At 50.0% G+C, this 16,381-nt stretch carries 18 protein-coding genes; 8 read left to right on the top strand and 10 right to left on the bottom strand.

Annotated elements, in window-relative coordinates; genetic code table 11:
- Nucleotide 1 precedes the first annotated feature (1 nt).
- Nucleotides 2-430 (bottom strand): IPExxxVDY family protein, encoded by a 429-nt coding sequence (locus tag CA264_RS00725; RefSeq protein ID WP_025609493.1) that lies wholly within the window; start codon nucleotides 428-430, stop codon nucleotides 2-4.
- Nucleotides 431-583: 153 nt separating this feature from the next.
- Between CA264_RS00725 and CA264_RS00730 the strand changes: the two genes are divergently transcribed.
- The 6 genes from CA264_RS00730 to nadE all read left to right on the top strand — a co-directional run bounded on the left by CA264_RS00730 (nucleotide 584) and on the right by nadE (nucleotide 7,033).
- Nucleotides 584-820 (top strand): acyl carrier protein, encoded by a 237-nt coding sequence (locus tag CA264_RS00730; protein ID WP_025609494.1) that lies wholly within the window; start codon nucleotides 584-586, stop codon nucleotides 818-820.
- Between the two features lie 59 nt (nucleotides 821-879).
- Complete coding sequence (gene fabF, locus CA264_RS00735) at nucleotides 880-2,133, top strand: beta-ketoacyl-ACP synthase II (protein WP_025609495.1); 1,254 nt, start codon at nucleotides 880-882, stop codon at nucleotides 2,131-2,133.
- Nucleotides 2,133-2,873: a ribonuclease III gene (rnc, locus tag CA264_RS00740; RefSeq protein WP_025609496.1), complete on the top strand. Its 741-nt coding sequence runs from the start codon at nucleotides 2,133-2,135 to the stop codon at nucleotides 2,871-2,873. The genes fabF and rnc overlap by 1 nt, the downstream gene beginning before the upstream one ends.
- A 155-nt stretch (nucleotides 2,874-3,028) precedes the next feature.
- The gene (locus CA264_RS00745; protein ID WP_162912045.1) at nucleotides 3,029-3,364 is read left to right on the top strand and encodes a hypothetical protein; all 336 of its coding nucleotides are present in this window, start codon (nucleotides 3,029-3,031) and stop codon (nucleotides 3,362-3,364) included.
- 291 nt (nucleotides 3,365-3,655) lie between these two features.
- Nucleotides 3,656-4,912 (top strand): class I SAM-dependent methyltransferase, encoded by a 1,257-nt coding sequence (locus CA264_RS00750; RefSeq protein WP_025609498.1) that lies wholly within the window; start codon nucleotides 3,656-3,658, stop codon nucleotides 4,910-4,912.
- A 234-nt stretch (nucleotides 4,913-5,146) separates the two neighbouring features.
- Nucleotides 5,147-7,033, top strand: a complete 1,887-nt coding sequence (nadE, locus tag CA264_RS00755) for an NAD(+) synthase (RefSeq protein ID WP_025609499.1) — start codon at nucleotides 5,147-5,149, stop codon at nucleotides 7,031-7,033.
- 64 nt (nucleotides 7,034-7,097) lie between these two features.
- On the opposite strand, the gene CA264_RS00760 is transcribed toward nadE, so the two are convergent.
- Nucleotides 7,098-7,427 carry an SdpI family protein gene (locus CA264_RS00760; RefSeq protein ID WP_025609500.1) on the bottom strand — a complete coding sequence of 110 codons (330 nt, stop codon included), beginning with the start codon at nucleotides 7,425-7,427 and terminating at the stop codon, nucleotides 7,098-7,100.
- Between the two features lie 101 nt (nucleotides 7,428-7,528).
- Here CA264_RS00760 and lgt point away from each other — a divergent pair, with 101 nt between their 5' ends.
- On the top strand, nucleotides 7,529-8,380 hold the full coding sequence (gene lgt, locus CA264_RS00765) for a prolipoprotein diacylglyceryl transferase (protein WP_036777950.1): 852 nt from the start codon (nucleotides 7,529-7,531) through the stop codon (nucleotides 8,378-8,380).
- A 69-nt stretch (nucleotides 8,381-8,449) separates the two neighbouring features.
- Here lgt and CA264_RS00770 read toward each other — a convergent pair whose 3' ends face one another.
- The gene (locus CA264_RS00770; protein ID WP_025609502.1) at nucleotides 8,450-9,292 is read right to left on the bottom strand and encodes an NHL repeat-containing protein; all 843 of its coding nucleotides are present in this window, start codon (nucleotides 9,290-9,292) and stop codon (nucleotides 8,450-8,452) included.
- Nucleotides 9,293-9,419: 127 nt separating this feature from the next.
- On the opposite strand from CA264_RS00770, the gene CA264_RS00775 reads away from it, so the two are divergent.
- Nucleotides 9,420-9,818 carry a VOC family protein gene (locus tag CA264_RS00775; protein ID WP_025609503.1) on the top strand — a complete coding sequence of 133 codons (399 nt, stop codon included), beginning with the start codon at nucleotides 9,420-9,422 and terminating at the stop codon, nucleotides 9,816-9,818.
- A 146-nt stretch (nucleotides 9,819-9,964) separates the two neighbouring features.
- On the opposite strand, the gene CA264_RS00780 is transcribed toward CA264_RS00775, so the two are convergent.
- The 7 genes from CA264_RS00780 to cdd form a co-directional block, all read right to left on the bottom strand.
- Nucleotides 9,965-11,029 carry a DUF5700 domain-containing putative Zn-dependent protease gene (locus CA264_RS00780; RefSeq protein WP_025609504.1) on the bottom strand — a complete coding sequence of 355 codons (1,065 nt, stop codon included), beginning with the start codon at nucleotides 11,027-11,029 and terminating at the stop codon, nucleotides 9,965-9,967.
- Between the two features lie 103 nt (nucleotides 11,030-11,132).
- Entirely contained in the window at nucleotides 11,133-11,678 is a 546-nt protein-coding gene (locus tag CA264_RS00785; protein ID WP_025609505.1) for a hypothetical protein, read from the bottom strand.
- A 77-nt stretch (nucleotides 11,679-11,755) separates the two neighbouring features.
- Nucleotides 11,756-13,063, bottom strand: coding sequence for a serine hydrolase domain-containing protein (locus CA264_RS00790; protein WP_025609506.1), 1,308 nt, complete (start codon nucleotides 13,061-13,063; stop codon nucleotides 11,756-11,758).
- Nucleotides 13,064-13,497: 434 nt separating this feature from the next.
- Entirely contained in the window at nucleotides 13,498-14,631 is a 1,134-nt protein-coding gene (locus CA264_RS00795) for a hypothetical protein (protein ID WP_162912046.1), read from the bottom strand.
- 121 nt (nucleotides 14,632-14,752) lie between these two features.
- Nucleotides 14,753-15,055: a hypothetical protein gene (locus CA264_RS00800; protein WP_025609508.1), complete on the bottom strand. Its 303-nt coding sequence runs from the start codon at nucleotides 15,053-15,055 to the stop codon at nucleotides 14,753-14,755.
- 83 nt (nucleotides 15,056-15,138) lie between these two features.
- Complete coding sequence (locus CA264_RS00805) at nucleotides 15,139-15,798, bottom strand: alpha/beta hydrolase (RefSeq protein WP_025609509.1); 660 nt, start codon at nucleotides 15,796-15,798, stop codon at nucleotides 15,139-15,141.
- 76 nt (nucleotides 15,799-15,874) lie between these two features.
- Nucleotides 15,875-16,357: a cytidine deaminase gene (gene cdd, locus CA264_RS00810; RefSeq protein WP_025609510.1), complete on the bottom strand. Its 483-nt coding sequence runs from the start codon at nucleotides 16,355-16,357 to the stop codon at nucleotides 15,875-15,877.
- Between the last annotated feature and the right edge of the window lie 24 nt (nucleotides 16,358-16,381).

Genomic DNA, 16,381 nt, shown 5'->3' on the forward strand with positions numbered 1-16,381 from the left:
CTTAGAAAATCAGGTTCTCCTTAAACTTAAGCGTGAGAGGGTCGAATTGTTTTACGTACTGTACCAGCGGAACGCGCAACAGTTTGTTGAGAAGTTCCTGTGGGTACAGCTGCTGCATCGCCCCGGTTATCTGCAGCACGTAGTCATACTCTTTTATGTCAGGCAGCAAAAAAGGCTTCTTCAGGGTAGAGCTGCCGAGCGCCCTGTTGCGGAAGAGCCTTACTTCGCTATGCTCTGTTATATACTGATAGTTAGCGATGAGCAGGCGGTCCTTCCCGAAGAGGTCGTAACACAGGTCCTGCTGCCTGGTAAGGCGCAAGTGCAAAAGCTTGTTGAGCGCCCAGGCCAGCTTGTAATCCCTCACAGACGATACGAGTCCGTAGAGGTCGAAGCTGTAATCATACTCCATGTGCAGGCGGTGCGTCTTCATCTTTTGCTTTGAATCGCTAAAATAAGAAGCTCTGCCTGCAAATGGGAATACAATGTATAAAAGTTTTGTTAAGTAGCGAATAGAGTAATTTTTTTTGACATTGTCTGGTAAAAGCTATTTCTTTGCACAGTGTTTTAATTAACTATAAGAAAAATGTCAGAAATCGCAGAAAAAGTAAAAGCTATCATCATCGATAAGCTTGGTGTTGAAGAGTCAGAGGTTACTCCGGAGGCTAGCTTCACAAACGACCTTGGCGCTGATTCACTGGATACTGTTGAGCTTATCATGGAGTTCGAGAAAGAATTCAACGTGTCTATTCCAGATGATCAAGCTGAAAACATCTCGACCGTAGGTCAGGCAGTAAGCTACCTGGAAGAGCACGCGAAGTAATATATCCTCCCCTTAGTTTATTAAGAATTTTCTACTATCTATCCCTCTACTAGCAGCTTATGGAGCTTAAGAGAGTCGTAGTTACTGGGTTAGGCGCACTCACGCCACTTGGAAATACCGTATCAGAATACTGGAACGGGTTGATCAACGGCGTGAGTGGCGCTGCGCCTATTACACGCTTTGATGCGAGCAAGTTTAAGACCCAGTTTGCCTGTGAGATAAAAGGGTACGATCCTGAAAAGTACTTTGATCGTAAAGAGGCTCGCAAAATGGACCTTTTTACACAGTTTGCGATGATTGTGGCCGATGAGGCTGTAAGCGACGCAATGCTGACTGAGGGGAGCTATGATCCTGACCGTGTAGGTGTGGTTTGGGGTTCTGGAATCGGGGGCTTGCGCACCTTCCAGGAAGAGTGTGTGAACTTTGCCAACGGCGACGGAACACCACGCTTCAACCCATTCTTCATCCCTAAGATGATCGCCGACATCAGTGCCGGCCAGATCTCTATCAAGCATGGCTTCCGCGGGCCTAACTTCGTTACCGTATCTGCCTGTGCGTCTGCCACTAACGCCATTATCGACTCCTTCAACTATATCCGCCTGGGTATGGCCGATGCGATCGTGACCGGCGGTTCTGAGGCTGCCGTAACAGAGGCTGGTATCGGTGGCTTTAACGCCCTGAAAGCCCTGTCTGAGCGCAACGACTCTCCAGCAACCGCTTCCCGCCCGTTTGACGCAGACCGCGATGGTTTTGTGCTGGGTGAAGGCGCCGGTGCCCTTATTCTGGAGGAGTACGAGCACGCCAAGGCGCGTGGCGCGAAGATATACGCCGAAATCATAGGCGGTGGCATGTCTGCCGATGCCTATCACATCACGGCTCCACACCCTGAAGGCTTAGGCGCCCTGAACGTAATGAAAAACGTGCTGCGCGATGCCAACATCAAACCGGAGGAAGTTGACTACATCAACGTTCACGGTACTTCCACGCCGCTTGGCGACATCAGCGAGGTAAAAGCGATCCAGACTGTGTTTGGCGAGCATGCCTATGACCTGAACATCAGCTCTACCAAGTCGATGACAGGCCACCTGCTGGGTGCCGCCGGTGCCATTGAGGCCATTGCTTCCATAATGGCTGTCCGCAACAACATTGTGCCGCCAACCATCAACCACTTCACCGACGACGATAAGATCGACAACCGCCTGAACTTTACGTTCAATAAGGCGCAGGAGCGTGAAGTGAAAGTTGCCATGAGCAACACGTTTGGGTTCGGTGGTCACAACACCTCTGTTATATTCCGTCAATTGAACGATTAGTGTTTGGGCCTTTTAAACCAGTTCGGCGCGCTTACCACAGGTTATTTAACAAAGACAAGGTACTAGTACGCGCGCTCGCTGGCATTATTGGCAGTACACCCGATAATCTCCGCCTGTACAGACTTGCCCTGACGCACACGTCTTTTGCCCGGCAGACTGCTGCCGGCAAGCATGAGACGAACGAGCGCCTGGAGTTTTTGGGAGATGCGGTACTTGGTGCTGTGGTAGCAGAGCACCTGTTTAAGAAATTCCCTTACGAAGACGAGGGGTTTCTGACGGAAATCCGTTCGCGCATCGTAAACCGAGAGTCGCTGAACCAGATAGCCGTAAAGATCGGGCTTAACCTGCTGGTAAAGGTGGATACCTCCAACCACGGCATGCGCCATAAGTCGGTTAACGGCAATGCGCTGGAGGCACTGGTCGGGGCTATTTACCTGGACAAGGGCTACAACACCACGCGCATGTTTATCCTGAGCAAGCTGGTGAAGCCGCACGTGGACATACACAACCTAGTGAATACCACTGCCAACTTCAAAAGCAAGCTGATAGAGTGGGCGCAGAGCCAGAACCTGGAGATCCGCTTCGACATTATCAAGCGTAAGCAACAGGGCAACACCACCGAGTTTACCTCCGAAGTATACATCGACGACAAACCCATTGCCGTAGGCATAGGCCTCTCCAAGAAAAAGGCTGACCAGGCTGCGGCCGAAAAAGGGCTGGAGGCGCTCAAGATTAGCTAGGGCATAGCGTACTCCAGAACCTAAAATCCTCCTTAACCACACATTAGGAAAGGCCCTCTGTTGGCCTCTGCAGCTCATTTGTGAGAAATTTCACAAAATAGCCTGCTTTCTATATAACCTATTTGCTACTGCTCCAGTATCTGCACAAAAGGTATATGGCATTGGCAAAGAGTAACATAGAGCAGATAATCGTATCGTTTTTGGCGGTTATTTTCCTGATAGTTTCTATCAGCTGTGTATCCTTTGAGAAAAAGCTGGTAGACACGCACGGCAAGAAAGCAGCCACCGCTTACAAGCTCGACCTGGACCCCAGCGACAAGGACGGCAAAGACCTGGCGTTTACCTTCCTGGCTGCTATAAGTATATTCTTGCTTGCCTTCCCAAAGCAAGCGTGCCGTGCCGTATTTAGTGAAGTATACCTGCTAAGGGTTATCCGCAAACTCTACATCCTCTTTCATAGCATCAAGGCCCATCTTCGGGCAACTCTGTAACGTGTACCCGTGCCCGGTAAAGGCTGCACCCATAGCAGCAAAGGTGCTTTGGGTACCAACAAGAAAATCTTACCGCTACTTTTAACTAGTGCCACGGCTTTCGGCAGGTAGAGAAATCTGTTTGCTGTAGGCTCATGGCTGCTTCCCCTGTGTTGCTGCAGCTCCTGTGGCAATACATCTCCAGCGCCAGAGAATGCCTTGCAAGGCAGAGCCTCTGTAGCACACTCCTGACCCGGCTGCTTATCAGGCCGGGTAACTCATCTTATCTAAAAACTAAACCTGTTAAATGCTATGAACTGTCGGTTTTGCAAAGAGCCACTCTACAACAAATTTGTAGACCTTGTTAACTGCCCACCCTCCAATGCATTTTTAACCTATGAGCAGCTCAGCGAGCCGGAGCTATACTTTCCGCTTACAATCTACGCCTGCGATACATGCCACCTGGTGCAGGTAGATGAGTACAAGAAGGCCAAAGAGATCTTTAACAGTGAGTATGTGTACTTTTCATCCTACTCCAAAAGCTGGGTAGAGCATGCGCGGCGCTATGTGGAGGCTATGATGGACCGCTTTGGGTACAACGAAGAGTCCCTGGTGATCGAGATTGCCTCTAATGACGGCTACCTGTTGCAGCACTTCAGGAACAACGGCGTGCCGGTGCTGGGCATTGAGCCAACCCGCAACACGGCAGAGGTTGCCCTGGAGAAAGGCATCCCTACTATAACGGAGTATTTCGGGGCAGGCTTTGCCCACGAGCTAAGTATAAAGCAGCAAAAGGCAAACCTGCTGATCGGCAACAACGTGCTGGCGCATGTGCCGGACATCAACGACTTTGTGGAAGGCCTGAAAGTGGCGCTTCGTAAGCGTGGCGTCATCACCATGGAGTTTCCGCACCTGCTGCGGCTGGTAGAAGACTGCCAGTTCGACACTATCTACCATGAGCATTTCTCCTACCTCTCCTTCACCACGGTTAAAACGATTTTTGAGGCACATGCCCTGGAGATGTTCGATGTAGAGGAGGTGCCCACGCATGGTGGCTCGCTCAGGATATTTGCCAAGCATCTCAAAGACGATACCAGGCAGATAAGCCCGAAGGTGCAGGCCATGCTGGATAAAGAAGAGGCCGCAGGCATTAAAACAAGCGCGTACTACCTCGGCTTTCAGGAGCGGGTGGACACTAGTAAGTATGAGCTGCTGCAGTTCTTGCTGGACAAGAAGAAAGCAGGCAAAAAAGTGATCGGTTATGGGGCAGCGGCAAAAGGAAACACCCTGCTGAACTATGCCGGGATCAAAGGCAACGACCTCATTGAGTTTGTGGTGGATGCAGCTCCGTCCAAACAGGGAAAATACCTGCCGGGCAGCCACATTCCGGTGTGCGAGGAGGCTAACATTCGGGAGTTCGAGCCAGACTACATCATCATATTCCCGTGGAACCTGAAAGAGGAGGTGATGAACCAGCTAGCCTACGTGCAGGAGTGGGGGTGTACGTTTGTAACGTTTATACCTGCCTTGCACGTGTGTGAGCCAAAACCTCAGAAAGTTAATGTATAATACCTGGCAGTTTTACTATTTACCCCTCGGGCAGGCCTTGCTTTAAGTAAGGCTTGCCTTTTTTTGTTTTGCGGCTCTGCGTCTCCACTGTGCCAGGTACAGGCCGATGGGGTTGGTGGGCTCTCCCGGCACAACCGCTGCGTAGGGCATTATATGCAACAATTCAGGTATTCTGTGTTCAAAATTAAAATCCTGCACTTAACTTGCCCCCCTATATATGCGTTATAAACCCCTATGGAAGAAACGAGATTAATGCTGGCTGCGGCTGCCCTAAACCAAACACCAATGGACTGGGCAGGTAACCTGCAAAACATACAAACTGCCATAAACGAGGCAAAGCAAAACAACACAGACCTCCTGCTTTTACCCGAGCTGGCCATTACAGGCTACGGCTGCGAAGACATGTTCCTGAGCCCCTGGCTTTCGGAGATGGCCTTTAACCAGCTGCTCCAGGTAAAGGACATGTGTGACGGTATTACGGTGGCGGTAGGCCTGCCTGTTTTCCTGAACATGCGTGTCTATAATACTGCCTGTGTTATCAGGAACAAAGAGATCATTGGCTTTACGGCCAAGCAGTTTCTGGCTAACGATGGCGTGCACTACGAGCCGCGCTGGTTTACGCCATGGCCGGCCAACGAAGTGCAGGAGTTTGAAATGCTGGGGCAGAAGTACAGCATTGGCGATATTGTGTATGAAGAGCAGGGCGTAAAGTATGCCTTTGAGATTTGCGAGGATGCCTGGCGCCCGAACCGCCCGGCAGAGCGGCACATGCCCAAAGGCGTGCAGCTTATACTTAACCCGAGCGCCAGCCACTTTGCCCTGAGCAAAACGGATGTGCGCTACAGGCTGGTGGTGGATGCCTCTAAGAAGTACCAGTGCGCCTACATGTACGCCAACCTGTTAGGCAACGAGGCAGGCCGCATGATCTACGATGGCGAGGTGCTTATTGCGCAGAACGGAAAGCTGATCCGCCGGAATGAGCTGCTGTGCTTTAAGGACGTGGACATGGAGTGTGCGGAAGTGTGCTTCTCGGATAACCCGGAGATAGCCGAGGTGATAGAGTACCTGCCGCCAATTGATGAGAACAAAGAAGTGATTGCCGCGCTGAGCCTGGCCCTGTTCGACTACATGCGCAAAAGCCGCAGCCGGGGCTTCGTGCTGTCGCTGAGTGGCGGCGCCGACTCCTCTCTGTGCGCTGTGGCGGTGGCGGAGATGGTGCGCAGAGGCGTAGAGAGCCTGGGGCGCGAGGCATTTGTGGAGAAGGCCCTGTTTTTCTCAGCCGAAGACAAGGCCCGCATTGCTCAGCTGCCGCAGGAGGAGGCACAGAAAGCCATTGTTAACAAGCTCCTGACCTGCGCTTACCAAGGCACAGTAAACTCTTCCGACGACACCTATACTTCTGCCAAAGAGCTGGCCGACTCCATCGGGGCCAGGTTCTACAACTGGACGATTGACGAGGAGGTGAAGGGGTACATCGGCAAGATAGAGCACGCCCTAGGCCGGAAGTTAACATGGGAGCAGGACGACATCACGCTGCAGAACATACAGGCCCGTGTGCGTGCGCCCGGCATCTGGATGCTGGCTAACATACAGTACGCGCTGCTGATGGCCACCTCTAACCGCAGCGAAGCCTCTGTGGGCTATGCTACCATGGACGGGGACACGGCGGGTAGTATTTCACCCATCGCAGGTATAGACAAAGCGTTTATCCGGCAGTTTCTGGTGTGGGCGCAGCAGGAGCTGGGCTATACCGGCCTGCAGTATGTGAACAACCTGCAGCCGAGCGCCGAGCTGCGGCCGTCTGAAGAGGAGCAGACCGACGAGAAGGACCTGATGCCTTACGAGGTGCTGAACCAGATAGAGCGGCTTGCCTTCCATGACCGCTATTCGCCGGAGGAGGTGTACACGATTCTGCTGGAGCAGCAAGTAGCCCAGGCGGAAGTGCTGAAAGCCTGGATCACGAAGTTCTATAGCCTGTGGAGCCGCAACCAGTGGAAACGCGAGCGCTACGCACCGGCCTTCCACCTGGACGACTACAACGTGGACCCACGCAGCTGGCTGCGCTTCCCGATCCTGAGCGGAGGCTTTAGAGAGGAACTTAAGCGGGTGCAGGATAAGTAAGCATAAAGCTAAACGTAGCGTAGCACAGCAGGCGCTGCCCTACCAGGCAGCGCCTGCTGTGTGTTTACCGGTTGCCGTACTTTCGTTTGAGGTGCTCGTTGGTGAGCAGAATGCTGCCCATAAACAGCGGGAGCATGAGCCCGGCCAGCACAAGTATACTTGCAGGCACCTGCAGCAGGAGGTGGCACAGCCAGCCGGCCAGCACCGAGACAACGCCGGTGCCAACAATGAGGCGGGCATAGTAGCGGTTGCCCTCACGCCAGTTTTCGGGGCTGCGCATGGAGTAGTGCGTACGGAAACCGTAGAACCAGTTGATGTGCCGCGGCGGCCAGGCCTGCAGAACAAGGCCGATCAGTAGCACGAGCAGGCCGGGCAAAAGGTGCAGAAACAACATGGGCTAAAATTTAAGCAGCGGTGGTACAACACGAATGGGCAGCATCTTACGTTTTTTCGGTGAGCGATTTATCGTAACTTTGGCAGATAAGCATCACCTCTATGAACATACTAAACTATATCCTCTGGAATGTTGATCCGGACATTTTCAGCATCGGGCCACTCACCATTCGCTGGTACGGCCTGCTTTTCGCGCTGGGCTTTGTCTTCGGTCAGCGTATCCTAACCAAGATATACGTAGCCGAAGGCCGCACCGAGGGCGACGTGGACGTGATTACGCTGTACATGATCATCGGTACCGTAATCGGGGCACGCCTGGGCCATACCTTGTTCTACGCCCCGGATTACTACCTGAGCAACCCCATCGAGATACTGAAGATATGGGAGGGCGGCCTGGCGAGCCACGGCGCTACCATTGGCATTCTCTTCGCGCTGTGGCTGTTCAGCAGAAAACAGAAGTTCGACTACATGTGGGTGCTGGACCGCATCGTGATTGTGGTAGCCCTGGGCGGTGCCCTTATTCGTATGGGTAACCTGATGAACTCAGAGATCATTGGCCGCCCGACAGACGTGCCGTGGGCTTTTGAGTTTGTGCGCCTGGGCGAGAACCCGGTGGTGCCGCGCCACCCGACGCAGCTCTACGAGTCGTTGAGTGTGTTTGCGCTGTTTGTGCTGCTGTACTGGCTGTGGAGCAAGTATAAGAGCGCCCTGCCGAAGGGCCTGCTGTTCGGCATCTTTGTAACGGCTCTGTTCACGTTCCGTTTTCTGGTGGAGTTCCTGAAAGAGAACCAGGAGGCCTTTGAGGATAACCTGACGCTGAACATGGGGCAGATCCTGAGTATCCCTCTCATTATTGCTGGCCTGTTCATTCTCTTTAGGGTGTGGCAAAACCCAACGCCGGCGCTGCCCGGTGGCCGCCTGCCAGAGAAGGAGAAAGAGAAGAGGAAAGTATAAGCAAGTATAAAAAGTAAGCGACATCCCCTTTTGCCACGGCAGGAGGGGATGTCGCTTTTTAAATGGTGCCTACAGTGGGAAGTAGTACAGGTTGCCGCCCTCGCTGGTAAGCACCAGCCTGTTGTTGCCCTCAAAGGCCACGGCTTCTGTCTGGCCCGCGTCATCCAGTTTCTGCTTCTCATACTGGCCTTCGTAGAACTTGTCCGGGCTGCTATAGCCCCGGAAGAGGTGCAGTTCCTCTTCACTCACAAGGGCCACTGTCTTGCCGTCGGGGCTGATGGCGGCCCCCGTTACCAAAGCCTTTAAGTTGTGGCTGCCAATGAGACGGGCTTTGTAGGTGCCGGGCTGGTCGGGTAGCTGGTACACTTTGGCGGTTTCGCCACGCCCGCGGTCTTTGGAGATGAGGTATAGTTTGCCGTTGCTCCAGAAGATGGCTTCGCTGTCGAAGTTGCGCTGCTTCTTCTTGGGCGGGTAAGCTGTCTGGTCTTCGTAGGAGAACCGGATCGCCTGCACCTGCTCCGGCCGCTCAGGGTGAAGTTTGTACACAGCCAATTCCCGTCGGTCATTTTCATTGTTGCCCGTATCAGCTATGTAAATGTTGCCCTCCGCATCCTGTGTCAGGTCTTCCCAGTCTACGTTTGGCAGCCTGAGCGAGATTGTCTGCTGCAGCTTGCCCTGTGCGTTCAGGAGGTAGAGGTTGGGGCTGTTGCCGGCATCGTTGTGCGTTAGGTACTGGCCCTGCCCCAGCACCGCCAGCCCGGAGCTTTCGTTCACCTCGCGGGGGAGGGAGGCCAGTTTTTCCAGCCCGTTAGCGGCGGCGGCTTCATGAAGGAAGAGCTCGTCGCGGAAAATAAGCAGCATCAAGCCAACAAGCGTAACAAAGAGTACAGTAGTCTTTAGCATCAGTTTCATGTAAATAGTGTAGTTGCGGGGCTGTAGTATAAACGTGAAGCGCTGCGCCACGTTAAGAGAAAATGCATAAAAAGGCTGCAACACTGCCTGTAAAGCGGCGCGATAAGTAAAAAGAAAATACAAGGCCATGGAGATCAAGAAGATAAAGGAAACCTGCCTCTATGTTAAGGACCTGGCGGAAAGCAAGCGGTTCTACGGCGAGAAGCTAGGCTTTAAGACGATAGGCGAGGTGAAGGACCGGCACGTGTTCTTTCGGGCGGGTGCTTCTGTACTGCTGTGTTTTAACCCGGAGGCATCAAAGAAAGGGGGCACCCTGCCGCCCCACTTTGGGGGAGGGCAACTGCACCTGGCGTTTGAGGTAAGCAAAGAGGAGTACCAGCCCTGGAAGGAGAAAGTTGCAGCGTTGGGAGTTGAGATAGAGCAGGAGTTTGATTGGGGCGGCGGCTTTCTGTCTTTTTACTTCCGCGACCCGGACGAGCACCTGCTGGAGGTGGTGATGGAAGGCATGTGGGAGCGGGGGGCGTAGCGCGGCTGTAGCGCCCAGGATGAAAAGTATAGGCGCTGCTGTGCTCAATATCTCTGTTTTCAGTCGTTACTAAGGAGCTGCAGCAGCTCTGTTCTGCTGAGGTTTCCCCGTCATCGTAGAAATATGGGCACTTTGAACGACCGGGATTAATTCTTTTCTTTTGCGCCTTTCTCCACCTGCTTTAAATAGGCTATAGCCTCGTCAGAGAAAGTAAAGGGTTTCGCTTTGTCTTTCTTCGCGGCCTTGTTGTAGAGGTAGACAAACTGGAAAGGGTCCTGTATGTTTTTCACCAGTTTCCTTGTCAGGCCGTTCCTTTCGATAACCTCGCTCATGTAAAACCCTGGTATGTGGCCGCTCGAACCAATCAGCTTACCCATGTCCTTGGTGGTGTACGCTTTCTTTCCCGTTGCCATTTCAGTGATGGCCGCATCAATCATGGGCAGGGCCTTTTCCCCTGTCACCAGGAAGTACTCCCCAAAGCGCATGTTCTCAGGAAAGCCAGAGGCCATGGTAAACTTCTTGTCAATCAGGTCCGGGCCGCCTTCGTTCAATATCCTGTTCAGCAGTAGCAGCAACCCCTTGTCTTTTTCGGCTACCTCGTACTGCTTAGGCTTACGAAGCACATGGTGCAGTTCGTGGCCCGCCAGTGCGCCTTGATTCACCCTGTCGAAGCTGTAAGCAGCCCAAAGGGTGAAAACAATATTGCCTCGCTGGGCGATAGCATCGTTCTCGATGGCGATGAAGTGCAGCTGGGTCTCAGGGCTTTTCTGCTGCAACTTCTTTGGAAGCATCAGGTAAGCATTCTCATACATGGACGCAATGTAGGCCTCCTTGCTTGAAGACAGCTTGCCCAGGTAAGCCAAAAGCTCTGGCTCATGCGCCCTGTACTCGTTGATGACATAGGTGAGGTAGTAACGGCTAGGGTCTTTCAACTTTCTCTGAAGAATAGTATCGTTCTGGGGCATGTACACGATCTCCATTTCCTTCCTGTATTTTTCAAGGTAGGTGTCACTAAAGTTCTGGTTTTCGATGTACAGCCTGTTCCCCTCCAGCTTCAGAAATTTCCGCCAGGTTTCTGGTTTCAAAGAGTATCCTTGTCTGAGGCTGTCAGCCAGCTGAAAGTAGCGGACTGCCGCTGTCTCATCAATGGTCTGCGCCTTTAGGCACTGGCAAGCGGCAAGTAATGCGATAAGGGTAAATAGCTTTTTCATGTGCATGAGTTAAACCTGTTTTCATTTTTGCAACGGTTGGTGTAGACGATGTGCGAGGCAATAGCCGAGCATGGAGTATACACATGGCTAGCCAAAGACATATTTAGAGTATTATTTGCCAAAAGTCTCTTACTCTTCTTGCACCTCTAACATCCATGGGTATTGCCTGCATCTCAAGGCTCAGTCCTTCAGCATCAACAGTTAGCCTGTTTACCCGTGATACCTCAAAAATTTTGGTCTTAATTACCTTCTCAAGGGTTGATGCGGAGTTATACTTTATTTTATAGCCATCAACAGAAGCTTTGTGCTTGTACTTTCCAGACAAATTAAAGAAAAGGTTCAAAAAGCTCCCTCCACCAGCTTTCAAGAATTTTTCTTGCTCTATGCCATTAGCCTTTAGCTGCAGCCTTAGAACTTCTGAAAAGATGCCGCTGTTGTTGACTGTGGTGAGTTCTCTTTTACCGTAGACTCTCAGCTGGTACGAATTCACTTGTTGAGTCATTTCAAACTCTACTATGTTGGCGTTGTAAGAACCTCTTATTTCCGCACCTGCTTCATTTGCTACCTTCTCCCACACTTTCCCTTTGCTTTCCATGATTTTGTACCAAGGTGAATCATCATGATTCGGAACAATAGGTGATACTGCCATTCTCTCTTTCTTTTGTTTTTAGGTAACTACAGTATATAAGGAACTCCTCCGGTTACGCTACTTGTGCAGCCGCAGCTTTACTTGTGTGCCGTGTTGTAAGCGGTGCTTTTATTTTCTTTAGTTAAAATTGAGAGCAACCTGCACAAATAGGCATTTTCCTTTGCAGAGTCTTTCCGCATGTTCCATTCCTGCAGGATCACAGCTACAACGTTTTCTTCAGGCAAAATCAGAATGTGTTGGCCTCCTTTACCTCTCGCTGTGTACACAGGCTTATCGTTGTAGTTTAGAAGCCACCATGAGTAGCCGTATCCAGTTTCCTGGTAGCAGCCTAAGGTTCGGAAAGCTTTGCTTTCGCTGGTGTAGTTGGTGAAGCTTTTATCCACCCACGAAGAATCCAGAAGCTGTACCCCATTCACCTTTCCTTTGTTTAGGTACAACTCGCCAAATCTGGCAAGGTCTCTTGCCGTGAAATAAGTCTCGTCCCCGCCAGCATAGTAGCCGTCCACTTTCCGCCAGAAGCCGCATTGGATACCTAGCGGTTTAAACAGCTTCTCTTGGGCAAATTCCTTTGTGGTTGCTTTAGAAGCCTTCGTGATCACAGCAGAAAGAACGGTGTGTGATCCTGTGAAGTACTTGAATTCATGCCCCAGCTTACTTTCAGAAACCTCTTCATTCAGCATCACCTGCGCTACATTCTGTGGGCCATCCCATCCGGTAAAACCACCCCGCATGGACAGCAAATGGGCTACTGTCAATCTTTCCTTGGGGTGATTTTGCCCGCTCTTCTGGTACTCTGGGAACAAAGGCATAACATAATCTTCTTCGGATTTAAGGTAGCCTTCTTGGATCGATATATCAGTTAGGGCGGAAGTAATGCTTTTAGTAACAGAGTGAACGTTGAATGCGCTAAACCTGGTAGCACCTTTCTGATATTTCTCTACTACCAACTTGCCATCTTTGATCACTACCAGCCCCCGTAGCCTTTCCCAGCCTTCAACTTCCTTTAGGTATTGCTCAATGTCTGCCTGATCGTACCCTGCACTTATTGGAGTGGCAGTTTGCCATTTGTAAGGCTCATGGCTGACTTCAAAAGACTGTGAAGCTGTGAAAGGCATTGAAAGATTGAGCGGATGCCATTCCAGGAAATAGTTCATGGTGTTGACTACTAGCAACAACGTGGCTGCTGATGCGCACCCCAGGAACAGTTTCTCCCGCCGATGCTTCTTCCAAATCAAAACTACTGCTGTGAATAGGAGGAGCAGCAAAACCAACACAAACTCAATGGCATTTGGGTACGGTAAGTAAAAGTAGTCATCCTTAACTTTGTAGGAGATGCCTATAAACAGGCCAGTAAGAAGTATAAAGGTGACGTACAGAGTTTTCATTTAGTTAAGGGATATGTGCTGGGCTTTGCGGTCGGGCGGGTTGAAAAGTAGTGCTTCCCACCCTCACGAACCTAATCGTAAAGTAATATAGTAAAAGTTGGATTTAAACCCGCCTGACATGAAGATTTTGTTAGGAGTAGAGGGTTCTTTCTACTCCTGTTGACGTTTCAGGACTGGTGGTGGCAGAAAACCAGGTGGCAAGGGGTGGTGCCACGACAGCGCTTACTTCCTGGCTATACTATCAAAAAACGGCTACGAATGAAGTGGTGCCTAATGCCGATGGCCTCACTCCCTTTTGTTACCTTCTGTAGAAGTAACGAATCTGAAACTAACTTCAGGGCTCCCTCAGCTTCTCTGGGAGAGATGCTGACTACCGTTTCATCCCCTTGGCATCTGTAAGAAGAAGCATGTACAGGAAACCATGGCTTAGCTCTCTACTCTTCCTTCAATTCTAAACATATTAGTCTTAATGAAGTGTAGTATTCAATTTTATCTGAGATATTCTTTCGCATATGTTCAAGTTCGCTCAAAACTAAGTTGTTGCTTTTACATTTTGCTTTAAGTATGCCACTAAAGAAATTAAAGTCCCTTGAATTTCTTTTTGTTGCAATCTTGCCAATTTCATAATAGTAAGTTTCCTGTCGTGCTTTTTTAACTTCCTCTGTATCGGCTGAACTTGCAAATACAATCTCTATTTTTGGCAGTGATAAACTTTCAAAAGAAGTCTTGTCTACTACATTCCTTTCAAAAACATCTTTAACCGAGTTTCTTTTCTCCGCTATTGCAGCCCGCAGATCATTGTAAAACTTTTCAATGAAGTTTTGATAGCGTATATGTTCATTTCTACGGTCAAAGATTTTACTTAATGAGGCCTTATCATAAGCGAAATCAGATTTGAAAATGGCCTCAAAATAAAGTTCAACAAGTTTCAACACGGTCTTGAAGTCGTGTTTATCTATTACATTTTCAAGTTTGTCAAGTTCCGATAAGTACTCTTCCAATATTGATTTAAGTTTCAAAAGTATTTTGTCAAAATATTTTTCGAGAAACTCTCGGTGCCGATCTTGAATTTCAGCAATTTTATAGGTCTTACTCTCGAATTTAAAGTTGTTGTTCTTGTGATACCTTAGATACTGAATTTCGTCTTCCCTTGCCTGATAACTAAAAAGGGTTGATGAAATCAACTTGTCTTCAAATTTTCTTATAGGATGTCCAACGAGTTCATTACGCAAATCTCTATTTATGTAATATGTAGGGTCTTTTTTCAGCACTCCTTTATCAATGCCAGTTTTGAAAATCTCTAACATCTCTTGAATAAAGTCTTGTTGAATGTAAACTGCTTGTAAGAAACTTATCGTAAAGGAGAATTTGTCGGTGTAGTTAGAGTGCTTGTTACTTGTAAATACTATGTCAAGAGTGTCTTTGAAGTATCCGAGAATATCACCAAAGTAGTTTGTTTTTACGTCCTCGTTGAACTTGATTTTGTTTGAGCAAAAATTATAATCCCATATGAAGTAATTCCATATGTCGGCTATTCTGTCAAGTTTGTCTTCAACTGTCTTCTTCATTATCGTTCTGAGTGTCATCTTTAAGCTGACCGCTAACGTACTCGTGCATAGTATGGGCAAGGCACTGCCGCAGCCTAAACTATGAACCTTGTTGTATGATGTAATTCTTTCTTCTTTCCCTTCACCTAAGTATGAAGAAAGCAAAGTGGATAGATGCAAAGGTTAATACAGAGTATAAAATTGAAACTAATAAACTCTTTCCAACTTCCTTTTTGCTAATGATGTAGCTTCCCAAGGCAAGCATTATCAATAGAGCTATATTTATTATTAGAGCAATAAAGCCAAAGTATAGGAATCCAATCCCTTTAGCTTCTTGTGCATTATATGCGAGCAAGTTGAAGGTTAAGGTAGTAACCGCAACAAGTATAATATTAGCTGTGATTACTTTATCAGAGTTATATTTCAAACTATCTGGTGTTTTCATTAATTAATATACCATACAACTACTGTATATAAGGAACTCCTCCGGTTATCTGCCTTATATGCGGAGGTTTTTAAGTTAGACTGCTACCTTATCTCCAAGGCGCTGTCAACTAGTGCCAGTGTTTCAGGGTGAATGCTGTGGCCTCCCTCAAAAGTATAAATCTGTGGCTGTATACCCAGCTGCGCCATGAGTTGCTGTTTGCGCTGTAGTGCCTCTGGAGTTATGAATTGATCTTGGGTGCCGTAGACCATGGCCACGGGCAAGTGCGCAAAAGCCGCTTTGCCGGATGTAAAGTCAATGTCTTCTGGGAAGGAGGCTGCCCAGAGAACAAGCCGGTGAACAAGGCGTGCCTCCTGCGTAGCCAGCCAACGGCTAACCGTGGCCCCGCCTTGTGAGAAGCCCAGCACCGTGATATGCACATCCTGGGGTAAGTGCTGCAGCTGCTCCTGTAGTAGCAGGTTCAGGTAGCTGGCCTGGTCTTCGATCTCAGCCAGGCGGTCTTCCTTCGTCATCCAGGTGGCGCCCACGCGGCCGGAAAAGCCATCCAGGTAAAACCGCGACAGCGCCTCCGGGGCAACCACCAGCGTCTGCCCGTTATCCAACCCGCTAAAGTGGCGCAGGAAGTAGCGCGCCAGCTGGCCGTAACCGTGGCAGACGATCCAAAGGTCTTTTATCTGGTCAGATGGTGTGCCCAACGTATAGTAGCGGGCAGTACGGGGTACACGAAGGCTGTGCTCGTTCATGTGCAGCGGCAGGGGTTACATGGGCACGAAGCACTTCTCGAGCGCGTCATTCGTAGCCCATTATTCATACATTGGTTTAAAGGTGCTCCTTTGTAAACTGGAAGGGCAGCAGATCGGCAACCGACTTAAAGCGGTAGAACCTGCCGTCCGGAGCTTGCAGCAGTACCGGAATCGGCTCCTGTTGCTTAAACTCATACTCAGCCATTACCTGCCGGCAGGCACCGCATGGCATGGCCGGCAGAAAGTTCTCCTCCTGGCGGCGGCGTGCGGTTACGGCTAACAGCTTTATGGTTGTGTGTGGGTGGTGGGCGCTTAAGGCGAAGAGCGCAGTGCGTTCGGCACAGAGGCCGGACGGGTAGGCTGCGTTCTCCTGGTTGCTGCCCTTGAACATGGTGCCGTCTTCCAACAGCAGTGCGGCTCCCACCAAAAAGTTAGAGTAAGGGGCATAGGCGTCTTTTGCCGCCTCCTGGGCCAACTGCATTGCCTGCTGCTCCTGGGCGTTCAGCTCTGCTGGGTCCAGCACGTCAACACTAATTTGTACTTTCAGTTCACTTGCCATTTTATCACAAGTAGGTTCAAAAAT

The sequence above is a fragment of the Pontibacter actiniarum genome (genome assembly GCF_003585765.1).
Classification (GTDB): domain Bacteria; phylum Bacteroidota; class Bacteroidia; order Cytophagales; family Hymenobacteraceae; genus Pontibacter; species Pontibacter actiniarum.